The organism is Nonomuraea recticatena (assembly GCF_039533245.1).
GTDB lineage: Bacteria > Actinomycetota > Actinomycetes > Streptosporangiales > Streptosporangiaceae > Nonomuraea > Nonomuraea roseola.
Window position 1 is genome coordinate 333,833 of the sequence record NZ_BAAATE010000005.1, and the last position, 20,889, is coordinate 354,721.

The following is a 20,889-nucleotide window of genomic DNA, read 5'->3' on the forward strand; positions in this document are numbered from 1 at the left end:
CCCGGGCGCGCGAACGGCCCGCGCCGGGTGGCGCGGGCCGTCACGTGGTGCGGGTACCGGTCAGGGTGCGACCGGCGCGTGCTCCCTGTCCTCGGCGGGCGTGATGCTCACCGAGCGACGCTTGGAGATGACGATCGCGACGACCACGACGCCCACCGCGACGGCGGTGATGCCGATGCGGAGCGGGGCGTTGCTCGCGTAGACCACCACGGCGGGCGCGATGAGCAGCGCGACCAGGTTCATCACCTTGATCAGCGGGTTGATGGCAGGACCGGCGGTGTCCTTGAACGGGTCACCCACGGTGTCGCCGATGACCGTGGCGGCGTGGGCCTCGGAGCCCTTGCCGCCGTGGTGGCCGTCCTCGACCAGCTTCTTGGCGTTGTCCCACGCGCCACCGGAGTTGGCGAGGAAGACGGCCATCAGGGTGCCGCAGGCGATCGCGCCCGCCAGGAAGGCGCCCAGCGGCGCGTATCCCAGCGCGAACCCGACCGCGATCGGCGTCATGACCGCGAGCAGACCTGGAGTGGCCAGCTCGCGCAGCGAGTCGCGGGTGCAGATGTCGACCACGCGGCCGTACTCGGGCTTGACGGTGCCGTCCATGATGCCCGGGTTCTTGCGGAACTGGTCGCGGACCTCGAACACCACGCGCATGGCCGCCCTGCCGACCGCCATGATCGCCAGGCCGGAGAACAGGAACACCACCGCGGCGCCGATGATCAGGCCGACGAGCACGTTCGGCTGGTCGACGCCCAGGTTGAAGGTGCTGAACGCGCCCAGCGCGTCCTTCACCGACTGGCTGGCCGCCGCCAGTTCGGCCTCGACCGAGGTGCGGAAGGCGCCGAACAGCGCGGTCGCCGCCAGCACGGCCGTGGCGATCGCGATGCCCTTGGTGATGGCCTTGGTGGTGTTGCCGACCGCGTCGAGGCTCGTCAGAACCCTGGCGCCCTCGCCGTCGACGTCGCCTGACATCTCCGCGATGCCCTGCGCGTTGTCGGAGACCGGGCCGAAGGTGTCCATGGAGACGATGACACCGACGGTGGTCAGCAGGCCGGTGCCCGCCAGCGCGACCGCGAACAGCGCGATCGTCACGTTGCCGAAGCCGAGCAGGAACGCGCCGTAGACCGCGCCACCGATGATCAGCGCCGAGTAGACCGCCGACTCGAGGCCGACGCTGATGCCGGCCAGGATGACGGTCGCGGGGCCGGTGAGAGAGCTCTCGCCGATCTCCTTCACCGGGCGCCTGGTGGTCTCGGTGAAATAGCCGGTGAGGATCTGGATCGCGCTGGCCAGCACCAGGCCGATCAGCACCGCCCCGATCGCGATGACCCGCGGGTTGGCGTCGGACTGCACGACCGCGCCCGACAGCTCGCCGAAGGTGGCGGGCAGGTACCAGAACGCCGCGCCCGCCACCAGGACCGCGGAGATCGCGGCCGAGATGAAGAAGCTGCGGTTGATGGCCGCCATGCCGTTGCGGTCCTTGTCGCGCAGGCCGGTGATGAAGATGCCGATGATGGCGGTGAGGACACCGATCATGGGGACGATGAGCGGGAAGATGAGCCCCTGCTCGCCGAAGGCGACCTTGCCCAGGATGAGGCTGGCCACCAGCATGACCGCGTAGGACTCGAACAGGTCGGCCGCCATGCCGGCGCAGTCGCCGACGTTGTCGCCCACGTTGTCGGCGATGGTGGCGGGGTTGCGCGGGTCGTCCTCCGGGATGCCCTGCTCGACCTTTCCGACCAGGTCGGCGCCGACGTCGGCGGCCTTGGTGAAGATGCCGCCACCCACTCGCATGAACATCGCGAGCAGAGCCGCGCCGAAGCCGAAGCCCTCGAGCACGCCCGGCGCGTCGCCCTGGTAGAGCAGGACGACGACCGCCGCGCCCAGCAGGCCGAGGCCGACGGTGAACATGCCTGCCACACCACCGGTGCGGAAGGCGATGCGCATCGCCTTCTTCTCACCTGATGTGCGGGCCGCGGCGGCCACGCGGACATTTCCGCGTACGGCAAGCCACATGCCCATGAAACCGGTCAGCGCCGAGAATCCCGCGCCGACGACGAAGAAGAGAGAACGCCCGATCTTCACATCGGTCGTTCCCGGAAGGAACCACAGCACGATGGGGATCAGGATCACGAATATCGCGAGAGTCCTGAATTGACGGGTGAGATAAGCCGCCGCGCCTTCCTGTACGGCGCGCGCGATGTTCTGCATGCGTTCGGTGCCCTGGTCGGCGGCAAGGACCTCGCGCACGAGACCACCGGCCACGGCCAGCGCGATGAGGGCCACGGCCGCGACCACGACCACGATGGTGAGATTGCTTCCGCTCAGGGACAGCGCAGAGGCTGGCTCGGCGGCCAGATAGAGCCTAGACATCCGTTCTCCTCGGCAAGACGGGTACGTCCTGCCCGGACGGCGCTGCGATGTTCGGCGGGCGGTGCCAGCGGCGTCCGGGTTATGGGCTGCCGCTTCCGGTTGAGTCCCGCTGTTGTGCCGGATCACCTTGGCCGGTGCCGGGAGTCTACGCAGGGGTTCCGCGGATATGAAGGCTCTGAGGGTGGGCAATTATCGGCGTGTCCACTAAGTCCCTGACAGTGGGCCGATTTGGTATTGACAGGGAAGTATTTCCCCTAAGTTTCGGGCATCGCCTTGTGCGATTTATTGATGGACCGAAACTCCGGATCGATCCAATCGTCTCGCGCGTGACGGCGCCCGGCCCCGCGCGCTGGAGGGGCGTCTCCCTGGAGGGACGCCGGCCCAGCGCATCGGGTGGGGCCGGGTGCGCTTGCCGTACGTGATGGTGGGTGGACCCGCGGGAGCGGCTAGATGACGTGGCCGTTGGGAGCGGCCGGCCAGCTCATGCGGATGCGCATGCCCTTGGGGCTGGGGAACACCTCGACGTCGTCGGCCAGGCCGGCGATCACCGCTATTCCGAAGCCCGACATGAAGGAGTCGGACAGCGCCCCCAGATCGAGGGGCTGTTCCTGTTTGATCTCGTCACTCGGAGCCAGGTCGCTGACCGTGACCTCGAACCGCCCCGAATCGTCCTTGAGCTCGATGCGGATCGGCTCCCCCGGGCAGTGGGCGCGATGCGCCTCGACCGCCCGGGAGCAAGCCTCACCGACTGCGAGCCTGACCTCGTCCAGGAGCGACTCCTCCACGCCGGTGCGCCGCGCGATCGCCGTGGCGACCAGCCGCGCCGTGCGCACGTGCGCGGGGAGAGCGCTGAACGTCAGCTCGACGGTAGCCATGACTACTTGTCTCGGCCGTGAGCTTCCTTGGCCTCGTCGACCGAAGCGTAGATCCCGAAGACCTTGGTCAGTCCGGTGATCCGGAAGATCTTCAGAATGCGCTCCTGCGTGCACACCAGCTCAAGAGAGCCGTCGTGCGCGCGGACCCTCTTGAGCCCGCCGACCAGTACGCCCAGACCGGTCGAGTCGAGGAAGTCGACCTTCTCCATGTTGACGAGAAGGTGGTAGCTACCCTTGTTGACCAGGTCGATCAGAAGCTCACGCAACCTAGGCGCGGTGTAGACATCAATCTCACCCTCGACCTCAACGATGGTGAGTCGATCGTCCTGGTGGTGATCCAACTTCAGATCCACAGATCCTCCAGCGCCTCGCCTGCGAAAGTACCCTTGCGAGCCTGGCAGTCTGGAACTGCCCGACCCCGACGCGCGGCATTCAACCACGGTCGCTGCTTGTGTCTATACGAAATCACGATTCCCGGCCACTTTGCCCATGGATGTCAGACTGGAAACCAGTGAGTTCCTCCGCTTCCTCCCCGCACCGAGTCGGTCCACTCCTCCAGCACCTGCTCGGCGTTCCCGCACGCCACGAGCGCGTGACCCACGTGGAGCATGTTCCCGCACGTCAGGCGGGTCAAGTGCGATGGCCGGACTGGGTCAGCGAGCTTCTGATTACGCGCTTGGCGAACCGAGGAATCTCCGGACTGTGGTCGCACCAATACGAAGCGGCAGAACTGGCCAGACGTGGCCGAAACGTGATCATTTCCACAGGCACGGCGTCGGGGAAGTCGCTCGCCTACCTCGTTCCCGCCGTCACCTCCGCCCTCGAGGGCGGCACCGTCCTCTATCTCACGCCGACCAAGGCGCTGGCCGCCGACCAGCTGCGCGGACTGCGTGAGCTGCGCATCACGCAGGTGCGGGCGGCCACCTTCGACGGCGACACGCCCTTCGAGGAGCGTGCCTGGGTGCGGCAGCAGGCCAACTACGTCCTGACCAACCCCGACATGCTGCACCGCGCCCTGCTCCCCCAGCACGCGCGCTGGTCGTCGTTCTTCAGGCGGCTGCGGATCGTGGTCGTGGACGAGTGCCACGGCTACCGCGGGGTCTTCGGCTCCCACGTCGCCCAGATCCTGCGGCGGCTGCGCAGGATCTGCTCGCGGTACGGCGCAGCGCCGGTCTTCGTCCTCGCCTCGGCCACCGCCAGCGAGCCCGCGGCGTTCGGCACGCGGCTGACCGGGCTTGAGATGGACGAGGTGACCTCGGACGCCTCTCCCAAGGGTTCAACCACCTTCGCGCTTTGGGAGCCTCCCCTCACGGATCTGCGGGGCGAGGGCGGGGCTCCTGTGCGGCGCGCGGCCACCGCTGAGACGGCGGATCTGCTGGCTGACCTGGTGCTGGCAGAGGTGCGCACGCTGGCGTTCGTCCGGTCCAGGCGGGGCGCGGAGACAGTGGCGCTGACGGCGCGGGCCAAGCTGGAGGAGGTCGCCTTCGGCCTGCCCCGCCACTTCCCTCACCTCGACTCCCGGTCGAACCCGATGCCGCCTTCGGAGACCCTCCCCTCGCCCCGCCCGGAGACGCCCGCCACCGAGGAACCACTCGTCCCCTCCGAGACGCTGACCACCCGCCCGCCCTCGCTGGAATCACCGGATGACCTCGAGGCTCCCGATCTTCCAAGAGGTTCTAGCGGGTCCGTCGCCCTGGCCGACCTCCCCAGCAGGGTGGCCGCCTACCGGGCCGGATACCTCTCCGAGGACCGCAGGGGCCTGGAGAGGTCGCTGCGCAGCGGCGAACTGCTCGGCCTGGCCACCACCAACGCCCTGGAACTCGGCGTCGACGTCTCCGGCCTCGACGCCGTCCTCATCGCCGGATGGCCGGGCACCAGGGCCTCCCTGTGGCAGCAGGCGGGCAGGGCGGGCCGTTCGGGCAAGGACGCCCTCGCCGTCCTCGTAGCCCGCGACGATCCCCTCGACACCTACCTCGTCCACCATCCGGAGGCGCTGTTCGGGCGGCCGGTGGAGGCGATCGTGCTCGACCCCGACAACCCCTACGTCCTGGGCCCGCACCTCTGCGCGGCCGCCGCCGAGATCCCGCTCGCCGACGACGACCTGCCCCTGTTCGGCCCCACCGCCCAGGCGCTCGCCGACGACCTCGTCGAGCAGGGCATGCTGCGCCGCCGTCCTACCGGCTACTTCTGGACCCGCCGCGAGCGCGCCACCGACCTGGCCGACATCCGCGGCTCGGGAGGCGCGCCCGTCCAGGTCGTCGAGTCGGCCACGGGACGCCTGCTCGGCACGGTCGACGAGCCGTCCGCGCACACCACCGTCCACACCGGCGCCGTCTACCTGCACCAGGGCGAGACCTTCCTCGTCGAGCTGCTCGACCTGGAGGCGGGCGTCGCTCTCGTCTCCGCCTCCGAGCCCGACTACAGCACTTTCGCCAGGGATGTCACGGAGATCTCCGTGCTGTCCTCGATCCGTTCCCACCAACTCGGTACGGCCTGCCTCACCTTCGGCGAGGTCGAGGTCACGCGCCAGGTCGTCTCCTACCTCAAGCGTCGCGTCCAGACCGGGGAGATGCTCGGCGACGAGCCCCTCGACCTGCCCCCGCGCACACTGCGCACCCGCGCGGTCTGGTGGACGCTGCCGGCCTCGGAGGTGGCCGCCCTGGCCGAGGACGGCATCGACCTGGGCGGGGCCGCGCACGCCGCCGAGCACGCCTCGATCGGCCTGCTCCCCCTGTTCGCCACCTGCGACCGCTGGGACATCGGCGGCGTCTCCACCGAGCTCCACGCCGACACGGGGCTGCTGACGGTCTTCGTCTACGACGGGCACGAGGGCGGGGCCGGGTTCGCCGAGCGCGGCTACGCACGCGCCACGGACTGGCTCACCGCCACCAGGGAGGCCATCGCGTCGTGCGAGTGCGAGCGCGGCTGCCCTTCGTGCATCCAGTCACCCAAGTGCGGCAACGGCAACGAGCCCCTCGACAAGGCAGGCGCCATCCGCCTCCTCGACACCCTCCTCGCCCCAGTACGCGTCGCCTAGAACCGCGCCCTCCGCCCCCGGCCCGCGAAACCCCGGCCCACCGGGGTTCCTTGGCTTCCCCGACCCTCCGGAGCCAACGTTCTCGGGGTCCCGCTCCCCTGCAGGGGTCCCGGCCCTCCGGGTTTCACGCTCTTGGAGGCCCAGCACTCCCACTTCCACCTTCCCTGCCGCCTTCCCGGCGTTCCGGCGTCTTCTCGGCGTTCCGGCGGGCTGCCCGGCGGAGGCCGGCTCTCGCTGTGTCAGGCGGCGCCGTCCCCTCTGGCCCGTCAGGCTCGCCGGAGGAGACCGCTCGCCGCGCCGTGGGAGGTGGGCGTGCCCTCCCCTCGGGCCGCTGGAGGGGAGAGCGTCAGCTCTCGCCGCCCAGGTGCCGCCGTCCCACGTAGGCGGCGTCGTCATCGTCGGAGGCCCAGAAGTCGCCCGCGCCCGGCTGCGGACGCTCCCAGAACCCGCTGTCCTCCATGGAGCGCGGCGCGGGTGGCAGGTAGTCGTCCCAGCGGTCCTCGATCCTGACCGCCGCCGGCCGTACGGGCGCGGGACCGGGATCGGGCGCCACCGTGGTCACGGCCGAGCTGGGCAGCGCGAGCCTGATCGGCTCCGGCCGTACGGGGGCCTCGGCGACCTCCTGCGCGCTCATGTACATCGGCAGGCGCACACCCGCCGCCTCAGGGGCGGCCTGCTCGGGGACGTGCGGCTGAGACGGGGGCTGGGGCTGGGGCTTGCGCGTCTTCGCGACGGCCAGCACGACGGCGGGACGGCGAGGCGCGGCGGCCGTGGGCGGGATGCTGTCGCCAGGCTGCGGCGCTTCCTGCGGGGAGGGCGTGGAGGGCCCTGCCGTGCCGCCCGCTGTGGCGAGCGCGCGCCTGCGGGCCCATGCCCCGCCGTGCGCCGCCAGCAGCAGCAGGAGGAGTCCGCCCGCGACGTAGATGCCGTACTGCCCGATGTCGCCGATCGGCGACTCCGACGACTGCGCCTTGACGCTGGTGTCGACGGCCTCGGCCGTGTCGCCCTTCGTGTCGTCCTTGCCGGACCCGTCGTCGCCCGAGGGAACGAGCGCCTCCTCGTCGGACTTCTTCGTCTCCGACTCCGCCCCTGTGTCCGTGCCTGGCTTGGCCTTGGGCAGGCGGTACTCGCCGTTGTCATCCGTCGCCGACTCAGGGAGCGCAGGGAGCTTGCCTACGCTCTTCGGCGCGGACTGCGGCGGCTTGACCGTCGGGGTGACCCGCTTCTTCGGCGGGATCGACGGCAGCGGCTCCACCTTCTTCTGGGTGGCGGCGGTCTGTCCCTGCGGCTGTTTGCTCTGCGCCGCCTTGGGCTGCGTGGCCGCGGGAGGCGGAGCGGGGACCTTCACGTAGGCGACGTCCGAGTTGCCCGAGCCGAGCATCCCGCCCTCGCCGTCGCTCCTGAACGCCTTGACCGTGAAACCGACCTGCTGCCCCGCCGCCTTGGCCGGTACGGCGAGCGTCGCCTTGCAGGAGCCGCCCGAGCAGGCGCTACCCGCCGACACCTGACCGACCGAACCCGACTGGCTGGTCGAGATCTCGTACGACTGCAGATCGGGCTCCGAACCCTTGCTCCACGTCACCACGATCTTGTCGCCACCCTGCAGCGCGGCCGACACGCCCGAAGGCGGCTCCGCGGGGATGGCCTGGCGCAGCGTCGAGGTGCTCTCGTCCCACTTCGAGCCGAGCAGCTTGCCCTTCTGGACCAGCCGTACCTGGTAGCTGCCGTTGGCGTGCTCGGCGGGGTTCCACGTGTAGGTGACGCGCTGGTTGCCCTTCGCGACCTCGGCGCCGTCGACGTAGAGAATGGCGTCGAACGCGAAGTCGACCGTGCCCTGGATCGTGACCGGCGCGTTGGTGGTCACCCGCGCCGGCATGTCGATATCCGCTCGCGCATGCGCCGGGGTCGCCACGCCGAACACCGCGACCCCGATCACGATCGGCATCACCACGCCTGCGGCCATCAGCCTGCGAACTGCCGTCACGACGCTTCCCCTTCATCGAGAGCCTCGCACCGCCCGACCCCTCGCCCCCGACGAGCGACCGCACGGCGACCGGAAGTGCCAGTTCCTCGAATCCGACCCGTCGACCTCGACGGTGTCGTGCAGCCTAGCGACAAAGGCCAGCAGTATCCCAGGCCTCCACACCAGACGGCATGGACCGAAGTAAGCGCGACCTTATGTGAGATTTCCTACTCTTGGACACGCAGTCCAAGAAGTCGTGACTCGATTGCGACCTAGCCCCACAAGCCCCATGGACGCCACACCATCCCTCGCGCCGGCGACCATCGAACAGTGCCGCCGGCGCCCCTTCCCAGCCCCGAACGAGCCTCGTCGACCGTCAGCGCGACGCCGGCAGCGCGGCGCCGAGCCCGTCGTACGGCTCTTTCCTGAGCCGCCCGTCTCGACACCCCACCCCCTTGGCGCCTCAACGCCTCCAGCCGTCGCGTGGTGTGGCAACGGGCTCACAACTGCGCGATCAGGTCGGCCACCGCGGCGAACCGTTCCGCCTCCGCCGTGGGTATCTCCCGCCCCTCCCGCCGGCAGAGCTCGTCCAACGTGACCGACCTGAAGACGAGCGCACGCACGAGCAGCTGCGCGAAATCGTCTCCTCGGCCGGCCAGTTCGACGACCTCCCGCCCCGCCTCCCACCACAGCAGCCCGTCCACCACCGCGACCGCCTCGCCGTACGCCGGGGGCCGCCAGTAGGGCGAGAAATCGATCACCACAGGGTCGACGCCATCCGCGAACAGCACGTTGCCCGCAAGATCCCCGTGGATCACCTGAGATCGTGCGTGCAGCGGACGTCTCAGCGCGATCAACCTGTCCAACAACCCACGCAGTCCGGGCGTCGGTTCGACCACCGTCGCCGCACCCCACGCCACCTGGTCTGCCACCGCCCACGGATGCGTACGCCGCTCCAGGAACCTCGGCCTCTCGACCCCGCCGAGGGCCTCATGAAAGCCCTTGGAAGCCGCGAACAACTCCGGCCACCGCCCGCCAGGACCGGGCCTTCCCTCGACGAACTCGGCGGCCGCCCAGCCGTCCACCACAAAGCCACCCAGCTCGGACCGTAGCGGGCGCGGCACCCGCACCCCGCCCCCTTGAAACCCGGCCATGACGCTCGCGCACCATTCGGCTTCCTCAGGGTCGTCCACAGGCTTGAACACAGCCCCGCCCACCCGAACGCTCCGTCCCTCCCCACCCGGAAGCGGCACGGGTGTACCTGCGACGCCGAAGGCGTCGAGCACGGACTGAGGCGGGAACTCCCCATTCACGCCGCCATCCTGCTCACCCGTCAGACCCACCGCACCTCATTTCCACCCACCTCACGACACCCGCGCGGCGGTGCCGTCCCGGCCGCTGAGATCCGCTGGGCTCGCCCAGGTGCGCACAAAGATGTACGCCGGGTTGGGCCCCCGGAAGGAGGCAGGGTCTGTTCCCCACCAGCAGGCTTGAATCATGACAATCGGCTTGCTGCTCACCCTCGCCGCCCTCGCGGTGGTCGACAGCACGAGCTTCGGCACCCTCGGAATCCCCATCTACCTCCTGCTCTCCTCCGAGCGGTCGCAGGTGTCCCGGTTCCTCATCTATCTCGCGACCGTGGCGATCTTCTATTTCCTCGTCGGTGTCGCGCTCATGCTGGGGTTGTCCACGCTGATGGAGAACTTCGGTGAGCTCCTGCAGAGCCGTACCGCCTACTGGGTCCAACTCGCGCTCGGCGTGGGGCTGTTCGCGCTGAGCTTCCGCTTCGACCCCAAGCGGAGACAGAAGCTCGGCAAGCCAGAGCGACGTTTCGAGCCTCGCCTGGGCGGTCCGCGAGTGATGGTCCTGCTGGGGCTGACCGCCGGGCTGCTCGAGGTCGCGACGATGGTTCCCTATCTCGCCGCGATCGGCATCATGACCACGTCGAACCTGTCCACGGCGCAGTGGCTCCCTCTGCTCGCGGCCTATGTCGCCATCATGATCATGCCTCCCCTCGTACTGCTCGGCCTGCGAACCGTCGCCAGAGGCTGGCTGGAGCCGAAGCTGGAACGGCTGCGGGCGTGGATGAGCAAGCACTCGGCATCGGCTGTGAGCTGGGCGCTGGGGATCGTCGGCTTCCTCCTGGCCCGCGATGCCGCGGCCTACCTGTTCTTCCTGTGAACGACACCCACAGCCGAACTTCTCCACCCCACGCGAATGGGAGCTTCTCCCCGAAATGACGAGCCTCTCCACCCGATATGAGTGGCCGCGCCATGTCAGTGGCCCAGCTTCTCCATCCGGCATAAGTGACCGAGCTTCTACGTCGGATGGGTGAAGCTCAGCAAGACTTTCGCTCTCGGCAACCCGTCGAACGCCACGCCTCCGAGAGGACTCACTACGGCACTGGCTCTCGTGGAACATCTGGGTTGCCGTTGGCCGGTCCTGCTCGGGCGCGGGCGAGAACCACTCGATCGCCGAGGGCGGGGAGTGAGAGGCCGACAGAGACCGTGAGGTCAGCCACGGCATCGGTGAGGGTGCAGCGGACGAGTTGGGCACCGTTCTCAGCCGCCAGACGGGATGCCCGTGCGCACGCCTCTGTTGGAGCGGCGAGGGCCCATCGGGCGGCGACGAGGACACTGAGGTCCGCGGCACTCTGCGCACGGTGATGCGCGACTCGTGCCGCTCCGACGATCGCGAAGGTCGTCGCGACCGCGAGCAGCAATCCCGAGAGTGCCACGCACCAGAGCGTGGCCGAACCTCTGTCCGCTGCCATGGGGCCCTGCTGAGGGTGGGCCTTCTGGTTCATCGATGTCCAACTTTCGCGTGGGATGCGTGGCGTCGCATCTTGTGGGGGCCTGGCGCTCTGTCTCGCCGTGTGCATGGCGTCGCGGCGTGCATGGCGTCGCGGCGTGCATGGCGCCCTGTCTTGCGGGGTCGATACGGCGGCATGGCTGTGGGAGGTGGTGCTAGTGGCTGTGGGGCGTTGCGGGTTGGGCTGTATCGAGGTCGAGGGGCGAGGAGGCGCCTGGGGGCTCGAGAGTGCCGGGTTCGGTGGCGGAGCTGGCTGCGGCTTTGACTTCGATGGGTGGCAGGGCGGAGGCCCATGAGGGCTTGATGTGAGTGGTCACCTGGACGCGGGTCATGTCTGCTCCTCGCCTGATGTCCACTTGGGCGCCTGGTGGGGCAACCGTTCTGGCGAGCTCTTGGACCTTGGCGATGGGTTCGCCTCGGGCGGCGGCCCGGGCGCCTGCGCGTGCGGCGTCCACACACCGCAGATGCGCGTTGACCACCGTGACCGCCCACAGAGCCGCAGCGAGTACGACCATGAGGGCGGGCAGCACGGCGGCGGTCTCTGCCGTGACCGAGCCTCTCGAAGCCCGCGTCCCCTTGAGGCATGGGCGCGCCGGCGAGCGTGGCGTTGAGGCTTGCTGCGGAAGTGACATGTGATCATGCGCCGTTTCGTCATAGGGGACGCGTCGTCTCAGGGCTGCGCATAAGCAGAAGTCCCCGAGCCGAGCTGTGGGCTCGGAGGCCGAGCTGTGGGCTCGGAGGCCGAGCTGTGGGCTCGGAGGCCGAGCTGTGGGCTCGGAGGCCGAGCTGTGGGCTCGGAGGCCGAGCTGTGAATCTGGCTTCAGCTATGGAACTGGGTGCGGTGGGGCCTCCGAGTCGGACTGTGGGTCTCGGGAATCGGACTTGGGCTCGGAGGCCGGCTGCGGATTGACTGCAGCGGTGGATTTGAGGGCGGACGGTGGTGCAAGTCGTCTGTGCGCCGCGGAGTCGGGCTGTGGGATCGGGGTTCCGCTGTGGATGCGGGCTTCGCTGTGGATGGGGTCTCGGAGTAGCAGGCTGTGAATGAGGTCGGCTGTGCTTTGGGGTCGGGTGTACCGCTGTCTGGGAGCTTGGGCTTGGAGCTGGGCGCGACGGCGTGCTGGGAGCGGACTGCGAGGGCTTCGGGGGAGTACGAGATCTCGGGGTTCGAATGGCGATCTCGGGGCTTTGTGAGCGGCGGTCTGAGGTCGAGGCCGTACAGCGATCTTCAGGGCTGGGCCGTACGGAGGCGCGGGCGGGCGGCGGACTCGGGGCTGGAGGTACGAGGGCTCGAGGGCCGTGATGTACGGCTGCCAGCCCGCGAGACCGCGCGACGAGGGCAAGGAACCGGACGTGTCGAAGGAGGTTCAGCCTGCGGTGTTCAAAGCGCGGTTGACCAACGTGGTGAGCATTTCCTGAACTTCGGAACTCGTGACGACCTTGAAGAGCAGCGCGGCGAACCCGCACGCGGCGATGGTGCCCACGGCGTACTCGGCGGTGGACATGCCGCGGTCGAGGCCCAGGCGGGCAGCCGCTGTGGTGCGGCTGGTCCACCAGGTCGACACGGCACGCCGGAGCCGGACGACGGGCGTGATGAGGAACGGCTTGCGCATCAGTGCCTCCGAGGGGTGGGACCGGACGGTGTCCGGGGTGGAGGATCAGGTTCTCGGAGGGGGTGGGATGGGGGCGGGTCCGAGCGGGGTTCTGTGGACGAAGGAGACGGGGTCGGCTGGGGCTGTGGATAACTAGTTGTGGATGACTACATCAGGGCGCGGCGAGCCTCCAGGGCGGCGTCATATCGCCGTGCATGGGGCGCGGCGAGATTCCGTGTGACGCCGTACCGGCCCTACACGAGGCACGGCGCGGCCAGCCTCCAAGGCGCGCCGTACCCCCTGCATGGGACGCGGCCAGCCTCCGAGCACGTCATATCGCCCTACCCGAGGCGCGGCCAGCCTGCCGCACCCCCGCACGGGACGCGCCGTGCCGCCCTGGAGGCGCCTGGGAGCCTCCGAGGAACGCTGTAACGCATAGCCAGGCCCTGTGCGTGGGAGGGAGGAGATGGCGAAGCTCGGCAGGCTGGTCGCGCGCTCATACCCGAGGGGCCGAGTCGCGGCCGATGTTCCGTCTCCTGAGGTGTGTCGGTCCCTAAGGGAGCAGGACGCCGCTGGCCAGGCCTGCCACCACAGGGATGATTCCCATCAGCACGAACGCCGGCAGGAAGCACAGGCCCAGCGGCGCCACGGCCTGGACGCCCACCCGACGGGCCGCTGCCAGCGACGCCATCCTGGACGCCTGGCGGGCGTCGTCGGCGAGGCGGGTGAGCACGTCCGCGACAGGAGCCCCGCTCTGCGCGGCACGCGACATGGCCCGGGCCAGCGCCCCCATGGACGGCTCCCGCGCCAGCACCATCCACACCGGCTCGGGGTCGGCCCCCAGACGGAGCTGGCCGCTGACCCAGGTGAGGCGCTGTCCGAGGGGTCCGCCGATCGCGACGGCGGCGATCTCGGTCGCCGCGCTGACGGGTTGCCCCGCCTGGAGGCAGGCGACCATGAGGTCCGTGGCGAAGGGCAGGTCGGCGGCGATGCGCTCACGGTCGCGGCGCAGGTGGGGCCCGACGGCCTTCCTGTGGACGAGTACGGTGACCACCACCCCGATGACGGGCCCCGCCACCATGCCGGCGACGCCGCCCATCAGCACGAACATGACGAGCGCCGCACACAGGCCAGGCAGAAGCGCCCGCCGGTCGAGACGAGCCCCGTGGACGGCACGCGGAGGAAACCACTCCTCCGCATCGGCGGAAGGCGCCCGCGGCGGTCCTCCAGGTGGACGCAGGGCGGCGAGTCGTTCAGCGGGTCCACCCGAGGGGAACCAGAGCCAGGTCGCCATGAAGGCGCAGGCGACGGCGGCCAACGTCATGATCATGCGGCCTCCGCCCTGGACGACATCCGGTGGGTCCACCACAGCCCACAGGCGTCGAGAGCCACGCCGACGACCAGGCAGGCCAGCCCCGGCACGCTGCCGAACAGGAACCCGACGGGATTCATCCCCAGCCCCGCCGCCATGAGGAGGCCGAGGGCAGGCAGCGCCGCGAGCATCCTGGCCGTTGCTCTGGGCCCCGCGAGCTGGGCCGACACCTCACCTCTGTGCGCCTGCGCGGCACGCAGCGCGACGCCGACCCTGTCGACCAGGCCGGACAGTCCCGCGCCGACCGACACGCTGACCTCCCAACACGCCGCCAGCCGCAGTAACCCCTCGCCGCCCTGGGCAGGCGCCACCTCACGGAGGGCGGCGGCCACATCGCCACCGTCCCGGGCCGCGGCCGCCAGGGGCCGCACAGGGTCGGGCAGCTCGACCGCGGCGAGGGCGCGGGTGAGCGCCTCCCCCGCCGTACGGCCGGCCGCCAGCTCGGCGGAGAGCGCCTGGCACAGCTCGATCGAAGCCACGCGCCACGCCTCGGCCCTGCGTGCGGCGGAGGGGCGTCTGACCGTCTCCCACAGGGAAGGCCACCGGCGTGGCGTCGGAGCGCCGAACAGGCGATCGAGGCGGAGGTCCGCGTGGGTGGGCCCGGTCCACAGCCAGAGGGCGAGCGCGGCGCACAGTGCGGCGATAACGATCAACGACTTGATTCCAATCTTCGACATGGGTTTTGACGAGCGCGGGAGGGACTGAGAACTCGGACGGCCCGCCGCACGAGCCCGGCAGCCCGCCTCAACCAGCTCTGGTGACCCCGCCAAAACCAGCCGAGCTGCCCCGGTGGCCGAGCGGCGAAATCAGCGAGGTGAAGCCCTGGACGAGATCAAGGAACGCACCCGATCTCGCCGAAAGCCGTGGCCGGACCAAGCGGCACATCCCAAGGCGGCCTGCACGTCACCGCTCCGGCGACAGGGCGGTGCGGGTGAGAAGGGCCGTGTAGCCGGGGCCTCTCCGCGCCCGGCCGTCCAGGTCGAACGTCAGCGCCGACTCCGCCTCCACGAACCCCGAAGCGCTCCGTGACAGCAGGCACACCTCCGAGACCAGCCGCCTGCCGTCGGAGCGCCGCCGCGACAGATGGACCACCACGTCGAGCGCCGCGGCCAGCTGGCTGTGGACGGCCTCACGGCTGAGGCCCGCCGCGCACGCCAGCGCCTCGAGCCGGGGAGGCACGTCGGCCGCGGTATTGGCGTGGAGGGTGCCGCAGCCGCCCTCGTGCCCCGTGTTCAGGGCGGCCAGGAGGTCGACGACCTCCGCGCCTCGGACCTCTCCCACCACCAGCCGGTCGGGCCGCATGCGCAGCGCCTGCCGTACGAGGTCGCGGAGGCCGACGCCACCGGCTCCCTCCAGGTTGGCGGGGCGTGTCTCCAGCCGGACCACGTGGGGGTGGAGCGGGCGCAGCTCGGCGGAGTCTTCGACGAGGAGGAGGCGTTCGCCCTCGTCGGCCAGGGAGAGCAGGGCGCTCAGCAGGGTGGTCTTGCCGGTGCCCGTGCCGCCGGTGACCAGGAAGGCCAGCCTGGCCTCGACCACGGCGGACAGGACGGCGACCGCCTCGGGAGGGACGGTGCCCGCGGCGACCAGGTCGGGGAGGGTGAACGTACGGCGGGGCGGCAGCCGCAGCGACACGCACGTGCCCTCGGAGGCGATGGGCGGCAGGACGGCGTGCAGGCGCACCCCACCGGTCAGCCGCGCGTCGACGTGCGGGGAGGCGTCGTCGAGCCGGCGGCCCGCTGAGGCGGCGAGGCGCTGGGCCAGGCGGCGGACCGCGCCGTCGTCGGGGAAGGTGACCGTGGTGCGGCGCAGTCCTCGCCCGTCGTCGATCCACACCTCGCGCGGCCCGTTGACCAGGACGTCGGTGACGTCGGGCGCTGCCAGCAGCGGTTCGAGCGGCCCCGCGCCGATGAGGTCGGCGCACAGGGCGCGAGCCACGGCCAGGATCTCGGCGTCGCCGTACACCGATTTCTCCGCCCTGAGCGCGACCGCGACCTGGGCGGCGCTCGGCTCCACGCCCGCCCGCGCCAGCCTCACCCTGACCGCCTCGACCAGGTCCTTGGAGACGCCGTTCATGCGGCCATGAGGTCGGTCAGGAGCGTGGCGCAGAAGTGGCCGAGCACCGAGCGGCGGTCGATGAGGGTCAGATCGCCCTTGTTGAGCGCGGCGGCCAGGCGCGGCTGGTCGGCGAGGTGACCGGCGCAGGGCAGGTCGAGCGAGGCGGCCACGACCGACTCCTCCAGCACCCCCGGCCTCAGGACCATGCCGACCGCGCCCGTGTGGCGGCGGATCTCACCGAGCACCTGCGCCGCGGCCAGGACGCCGCGGACGTCGGCGGTGACCAGCAGGAGCGTGGACGAGGCGCGGCTCAGCGCCTCGGCCGCGGCGGCGTCGACGTGACGGGGAAGGTCGACGACCACGAGGTCGAAGCCGCGTCTGCCCGCCTCGAGCACCGAGCGCATCGCTCCGGGTGGGATCGCCTCCACCTCACCCCTGTGGAAGGCGAGGACGGTCAGCTCGCCGAAGGCGGGAAGCGCGGCCTGCAGGGCCGCCGAGCTCACCCGCCCTTCGCGCGAGACGAAGTCGGCCCATCTGGCGCCCTTGGCCTCCTCCTGCCCGAGCAGGACGTCGATGCCGCCGCCGAGGGGGTCGGCGTCGACCAGCAGCGTGCGGAGCTTGCGCCGCGAGGCCGCCAGCGCGAGGCAGGCCGACAGCAGGCTGGCGCCCGCGCCTCCGTTGCCGCCCACGACGCCGACCACGACCCCTGCCCTCGGGGACGGCTCCAGCGCGTCAGCGAACTCCTCGACCAGCCGCAACTCCCCCTCGGGCAACTCGACGACGCCCTGGGCGCCCACGGCGACGCATCGCCGCCAGCTGTCGGGATCGCCGCCCTGCCTGGTGGCCAGGAAGACCTTCGGCCTGCCCGGCGGCCCTGAGGCGGCCACGGCGTCGGCCAGGTCGTCGCCGACCACCACGATCGGCGCGTGCGACCAGTAGGGGCGGGCGAGGGCGGGTGCGTGGGCGACGTCGAGCTGGGAGCCTGCGGCCGCGGCGACGCGCACCAGATCGTCGAGCAGGTCGCCGTCGTCGGTGATGGCCAGAGGTCGGGTCATTGCTGCCTCCTCGGGGTGGGAGGCACAGCATGGGGGAGGAGCCGACGGGCGCGAGCTACCGAACGAGGTTCTGTGGATAAAAAGCGGCGACCCCCGCCGGGGGGGAGAGCGGGGGTCGCCTGACCGGTCCGGCTCCGGGGGGGTAGAGCCGGGCCCGTTTCAGAAGAAAGCTTTCATCACTTAACCAGAGCATGGCAAGGGAGTTGCAAAGCTATCCCGTGCACAGTCACTCCAGTATCGGGAGATACCCCCGTATGCTGCCCGATCAACTCGAGTTTCGTCGAGGAGTAATCTCCAATTTTCGCTAGTTTTTTTGGTGCGTAGTTGCACGACTACTGACCGCGAGATCACTCTGCGTGATCACATGAGCGGGGTAAAGGTCTTGAACAGAGGGGTTCCCATGAGGCGGAAACAGACGTAGAAAGGTCTCACGGACCTAGTGTCCGGGTACGTCAGCCGGGCACCCACGCGCGACCAGCCGCGGGAGGCGCGTCGAGACGGGCTTGACCCGGTCCGACGAATACAGTTGCACGCTTGGTAACCCGGTGTGACGTGCCGGCAGACGGCGTCTCATTTGTGGGACGCCGTCCGCTATGCCCGCTGCATGGCCTCGCAGATGGCGGTCGTCTCCCTGACCCCGAGTGTCACCGCCGAGGCACACTGCCGTACCCAGGCCGCGACCCCCTCGCCTGTGCCCTGCAGATATGCCCGCAGCCCCTCGGCGTACGGAAGCTCCAGGTGGCCCACCTCGACCGGGACCAGCGACTTGGGGTCGAGGCCGTACTCCACGAGCGTGAGACGCTCGGCCGCCCTCGCGACGACGCCGTCGGCGATCCCGAAGGGACGCAGAACGGCGAGTTCGGCGTGCACGACGGCGGCCAGCACCAGCGCGGGCGCCTTCGTCTGGCCGGTGACCAGCGTGAACAGCGCGTCCATGCGAGCGGCGGTCTGCTCGGCGGTAGGAGCGGGGCCGAGCGCGAGAGGGTCGGCCGCGGCGGCGCCCGTGCGAGGCCGTCCGATGTCGGCCTCGTCGGCCAGGCCCACGGCGGCCAGCGTGTGCACCCTCGCCAGCACCTGTCTCGGGGTGCTCCGCCACGTGGAGCCGAGTCTTCCCAGCTCGGCCGAGGCACGAAGGGCGCCCTGGACCACGGGCGAGGAGACCTCTCCCCTGCGCAGGGCGTCGAGCGGCACGTCCTCCCCCGCCAGCGCGGCCGACGCGCGCGCCCCGCGCAGCGCGGCCTCGGCCGACACCTCGGGGCTACGGCGGCGCAGCACGCGATGCCGGTACAGGCGGTCGACGGCCTCACGGGCCTCTTCGACCGCTTCTGGCACTCCAGGAAGTCCGGCAATGACAGCCAATGGGTCACTCACAGGTTCCGACCTTACCGGCCGGTAGCCCTCTTTTAGGACGGGGCCCAATTGGCCCGTTCCATATTTGTGGGATTTCAGGATTACAACGGTTTAATAGCAGTTGTCAGCACTCCGGGTCATCAGGAGACGGTTGGTACAGACCTGTCTAGACCTCTTGTGGTGAGCCCTGGTGGCCTGGTGAAGTGGGACAGCAAGACTCAATCTGGCCATATGAAGGAGCATGAAGTGGCCCCGGAGACCCCTGGCACCGAGCCTCAGGCGCTGTCGAACCTGTTGCAGGAGAACCGCCGGTTCGAACCACCGGCGGCCCTGGCCGCGGCTGCGAACGTGACCGCCGCCGCCTACACCGAGGCCGAGGCGGACCGCCTGGCGTTCTGGGAGCGCGCGGCGGACCGGCTGACCTGGGCCAAGCGCTGGGACACCACTCTTGAGTGGAACCCGCCGTTCGCCAAGTGGTTCGTCGGCGGCCGGCTCAACATCGCCTACAACTGCGTCGACAGGCACGTCGAGGCGGGCAACGGCGACAAGGTCGCCTACTTCTGGGAGGGCGAGCCCGAGGGCGACAGCCGTACGCTCACCTATGCCGACCTCCAGCGCGAGGTCAACAAGGCCGCCAACGCGCTCACCGAGCTGGGTGTGGGCAAGGGCGACCGCGTGGCGATCTACATGCCGATGATCCCCGAGCTGCCGATCTCGATGCTGGCCTGCGCCCGCCTCGGCGCCATCCACTCGGTGGTGTTCGGCGGCTTCTCCGCCGCCGCGCTGCAGAGCCGCATCGAGGACGCCGACGCCAAGCTGGTCATCACCGCCGACGGCGGCTACCGTCGCGGCGCGCCTTCCGCGCTCAAGCCCACGGTGGACGAGGCCGTCGCGCAGACCCCAGGCGTCGAGCACGTGCTCGTCGTCCGCAGGACCGGGCAGGAGGTCGCGGCCCAGGAGCGCGACGTGTGGTGGCACGACGTGGTCGAGCGCCAGAGCGACCAGCACGAGGCGCAGCCGCACGACGCCGAGGACCCGCTCTACATCCTCTACACCAGCGGCACCACGGGGAAGCCGAAGGGCATCCTGCACACCGGCGGTGGCTACCTGACCCAGACGGCGTGGACCCACGACGCGGTCTTCGACCTCAAGCCCGACAGCGACATCTACTGGTGCACCGCCGACATCGGCTGGGTGACGGGGCACTCCTACATCGTCTACGGCCCGCTCGCCAACGGCGCGACCAGCGTCATCTACGAGGGCACGCCCGACACCCCGCACCGCGGCCGGTTCTGGGAGATCGTCCAGAAGTACAAGGTCACGATCCTCTACACCGCGCCCACCGCGATCCGCACGTTCATGAAGTGGGGCGACGACATCCCCGCGAAGTTCGACATGTCGTCCCTGCGCGTCCTCGGCTCGGTCGGCGAGCCGATCAACCCCGAGGCGTACGTCTGGTACCGCGAGCACATCGGCGGTGAGCGCTGCCCGGTCGTGGACACCTGGTGGCAGACCGAGACCGGCGCCATCATGATCAGCCCGCTGCCCGGCGTGACCGCGGCCAAGCCAGGCGCGGCGATGCGCCCGCTGCCGGGCATCACCGCGGACGTCGTCGACGACCAGGGCAACAGCGTGCCGAACGGCGGCGGTGGCTTCCTCGTGGTCCGCGACCCGTGGCCGTCGATGCTGCGCACGATCTGGGGTGACGACCAGCGTTACATCGACACCTACTGGTCCCGTTTCGAGGGGATGTACTTCCCCGGCGACGGCGCCAAGAAGGACCAGGACGGCGACCTGTGGCTGCTCGGCCGCGTCGACGACGTCATGCTCGTCTCCGGCCACAACATCTCGACCACCGAGGTGGAGTCGGCGCTCGTCTCGCACCCGAAGGTCGCCGAGGCGGCCGTCGTGGGCGCCACCGACCCGGTGACGGGACAGGCAATCGTGTCCTTCGTGATCCTGCGCGGCAGCGCGGAGGAGGGCGCGGACATCGCCACCGAGCTGCGCAACCATGTGGCCAAGGCGCTCGGTCCCATCGCGAAGCCGCGCCAGATCCTGGTCGTTCCCGAGCTGCCGAAGACGCGGTCGGGGAAGATCATGCGGCGGTTGCTGCGTGACGTGGCGGAGAACCGGAGCGTGGGCGACGTCACCACGCTGGCCGACAGCACGGTGATGAACCTCATCTCCGAGAAGCTGCCCAGCGCGAAGTCCGACGACTGACGAGCTCCATCCGAAGGGCCGGAGGTTTCCTCCGGCCCTTCGGCATGCCAGGAGGTGGGCACGGGGCCGGGGCCCACAGGCGGCCCCACCGGCGCGAACGTGGCTGAGGTCCTTCAAAACGCGGGGTACGGCAAGCGGGGCTGAGGTTCTTCGGAGACGCGCGGGCAAGAGGGCCAAGGGGCCAAGGGGCCA

Annotated in this window: 16 protein-coding genes; 3 read left to right on the forward strand and 13 right to left on the reverse strand. The window is 70.2% G+C overall.

Features of this window, described 5'->3' with window-relative positions:
* Nucleotides 1–60: 60 nt before the first annotated feature.
* From ABFX50_RS13160 to ABFX50_RS13170, 3 genes are all read right to left on the reverse strand, one after another.
* The gene (locus ABFX50_RS13160; protein ID WP_183652277.1) at nt 61–2,370 is read right to left on the reverse strand and encodes a sodium-translocating pyrophosphatase; all 2,310 of its coding nucleotides are present in this window, start codon (nt 2,368–2,370) and stop codon (nt 61–63) included.
* Nucleotides 2,371–2,816: 446 nt separating this feature from the next.
* Entirely contained in the window at nt 2,817–3,245 is a 429-nt protein-coding gene (locus tag ABFX50_RS13165; RefSeq protein ID WP_183652280.1) for an ATP-binding protein, read from the reverse strand.
* A gap of 2 nt (nt 3,246–3,247) precedes the next feature.
* On the reverse strand, nt 3,248–3,598 hold the full coding sequence (locus ABFX50_RS13170) for an STAS domain-containing protein (RefSeq protein ID WP_183652283.1): 351 nt from the start codon (nt 3,596–3,598) through the stop codon (nt 3,248–3,250).
* Nucleotides 3,599–3,996: 398 nt separating this feature from the next.
* Here ABFX50_RS13170 and ABFX50_RS13175 point away from each other — a divergent pair, with 398 nt between their 5' ends.
* Nucleotides 3,997–6,282: a DEAD/DEAH box helicase gene (locus tag ABFX50_RS13175; RefSeq protein ID WP_379504916.1), complete on the forward strand. Its 2,286-nt coding sequence runs from the start codon at nt 3,997–3,999 to the stop codon at nt 6,280–6,282.
* A 346-nt stretch (nt 6,283–6,628) separates the two neighbouring features.
* Here ABFX50_RS13175 and ABFX50_RS13180 read toward each other — a convergent pair whose 3' ends face one another.
* Together ABFX50_RS13180 and ABFX50_RS13185 are read right to left on the reverse strand one after the other, a co-directional pair.
* The gene (locus ABFX50_RS13180) at nt 6,629–8,266 is read right to left on the reverse strand and encodes a hypothetical protein (RefSeq protein WP_346146218.1); all 1,638 of its coding nucleotides are present in this window, start codon (nt 8,264–8,266) and stop codon (nt 6,629–6,631) included.
* Nucleotides 8,267–8,745: 479 nt separating this feature from the next.
* Nucleotides 8,746–9,588 (reverse strand): TIGR02569 family protein, encoded by an 843-nt coding sequence (locus tag ABFX50_RS13185; RefSeq protein ID WP_346146220.1) that lies wholly within the window; start codon nt 9,586–9,588, stop codon nt 8,746–8,748.
* A gap of 154 nt (nt 9,589–9,742) precedes the next feature.
* Between ABFX50_RS13185 and ABFX50_RS13190 the strand changes: the two genes are divergently transcribed.
* Nucleotides 9,743–10,426: a GAP family protein gene (locus ABFX50_RS13190; protein ID WP_183652290.1), complete on the forward strand. Its 684-nt coding sequence runs from the start codon at nt 9,743–9,745 to the stop codon at nt 10,424–10,426.
* A gap of 214 nt (nt 10,427–10,640) precedes the next feature.
* Here the strand turns inward: ABFX50_RS13190 and ABFX50_RS51315 are convergent, their stop codons facing one another.
* The 8 genes from ABFX50_RS51315 to ABFX50_RS13225 all read right to left on the reverse strand — a co-directional run bounded on the left by ABFX50_RS51315 (nt 10,641) and on the right by ABFX50_RS13225 (nt 18,498).
* Nucleotides 10,641–11,126: an Rv3654c family TadE-like protein gene (locus ABFX50_RS51315; protein WP_379504918.1), complete on the reverse strand. Its 486-nt coding sequence runs from the start codon at nt 11,124–11,126 to the stop codon at nt 10,641–10,643.
* Nucleotides 11,127–11,211: 85 nt separating this feature from the next.
* Nucleotides 11,212–11,688 (reverse strand): TadE family type IV pilus minor pilin, encoded by a 477-nt coding sequence (locus ABFX50_RS13195; RefSeq protein ID WP_346146223.1) that lies wholly within the window; start codon nt 11,686–11,688, stop codon nt 11,212–11,214.
* 732 nt (nt 11,689–12,420) lie between these two features.
* Entirely contained in the window at nt 12,421–12,666 is a 246-nt protein-coding gene (locus ABFX50_RS13200) for a DUF4244 domain-containing protein (RefSeq protein ID WP_346146225.1), read from the reverse strand.
* Between the two features lie 532 nt (nt 12,667–13,198).
* Nucleotides 13,199–13,975, reverse strand: a complete 777-nt coding sequence (locus tag ABFX50_RS13205; protein ID WP_346146227.1) for a type II secretion system F family protein — start codon at nt 13,973–13,975, stop codon at nt 13,199–13,201.
* Entirely contained in the window at nt 13,972–14,694 is a 723-nt protein-coding gene (locus tag ABFX50_RS13210) for a type II secretion system F family protein (RefSeq protein WP_346146229.1), read from the reverse strand. Before ABFX50_RS13210 ends, ABFX50_RS13205 begins: the two co-directional genes overlap by 4 nt.
* A gap of 226 nt (nt 14,695–14,920) precedes the next feature.
* A complete protein-coding gene (locus ABFX50_RS13215) occupies nt 14,921–16,090 on the reverse strand; it encodes a TadA family conjugal transfer-associated ATPase (protein WP_346146231.1) in 1,170 nt (389 codons plus the stop codon).
* Nucleotides 16,087–17,127 (reverse strand): septum site-determining protein Ssd, encoded by a 1,041-nt coding sequence (gene ssd / locus ABFX50_RS13220; RefSeq protein WP_346146233.1) that lies wholly within the window; start codon nt 17,125–17,127, stop codon nt 16,087–16,089. Before ssd ends, ABFX50_RS13215 begins: the two co-directional genes overlap by 4 nt.
* Before the next feature lie 591 nt (nt 17,128–17,718).
* Nucleotides 17,719–18,498 (reverse strand): Fic family protein, encoded by a 780-nt coding sequence (locus tag ABFX50_RS13225; RefSeq protein WP_346146235.1) that lies wholly within the window; start codon nt 18,496–18,498, stop codon nt 17,719–17,721.
* 210 nt (nt 18,499–18,708) lie between these two features.
* On the opposite strand from ABFX50_RS13225, the gene acs reads away from it, so the two are divergent.
* Nucleotides 18,709–20,697, forward strand: coding sequence for an acetate--CoA ligase (acs, locus tag ABFX50_RS13230; RefSeq protein WP_346146237.1), 1,989 nt, complete (start codon nt 18,709–18,711; stop codon nt 20,695–20,697).
* Nucleotides 20,698–20,889 lie beyond the last annotated feature (192 nt).

Bases quoted from the DNA above. Each gene is read 5' to 3' on its own strand.
- ABFX50_RS13190 (WP_183652290.1), top strand. From the start codon at position 9,743: ATGACAATCGGCTTGCTGCTCACCCTCGCCGCCCTCGCGGTGGTCGAC.
- ABFX50_RS13160 (WP_183652277.1), bottom strand. From the start codon at position 2,370: ATGTCTAGGCTCTATCTGGCCGCCGAGCCAGCCTCTGCGCTGTCCCTG.
- acs (WP_346146237.1), top strand. From the start codon at position 18,709: ATGAAGGAGCATGAAGTGGCCCCGGAGACCCCTGGCACCGAGCCTCAG.
- ABFX50_RS13165 (WP_183652280.1), bottom strand. From the start codon at position 3,245: ATGGCTACCGTCGAGCTGACGTTCAGCGCTCTCCCCGCGCACGTGCGC.
- ABFX50_RS51315 (WP_379504918.1), bottom strand. From the start codon at position 11,126: ATGCACACGGCGAGACAGAGCGCCAGGCCCCCACAAGATGCGACGCCA.
- ABFX50_RS13205 (WP_346146227.1), bottom strand. From the start codon at position 13,975: ATGATCATGACGTTGGCCGCCGTCGCCTGCGCCTTCATGGCGACCTGG.
- ABFX50_RS13195 (WP_346146223.1), bottom strand. From the start codon at position 11,688: ATGTCACTTCCGCAGCAAGCCTCAACGCCACGCTCGCCGGCGCGCCCA.
- ABFX50_RS13200 (WP_346146225.1), bottom strand. From the start codon at position 12,666: ATGCGCAAGCCGTTCCTCATCACGCCCGTCGTCCGGCTCCGGCGTGCC.
- ABFX50_RS13210 (WP_346146229.1), bottom strand. From the start codon at position 14,694: ATGTCGAAGATTGGAATCAAGTCGTTGATCGTTATCGCCGCACTGTGC.
- ssd (WP_346146233.1), bottom strand. From the start codon at position 17,127: ATGACCCGACCTCTGGCCATCACCGACGACGGCGACCTGCTCGACGAT.
- ABFX50_RS13215 (WP_346146231.1), bottom strand. From the start codon at position 16,090: ATGAACGGCGTCTCCAAGGACCTGGTCGAGGCGGTCAGGGTGAGGCTG.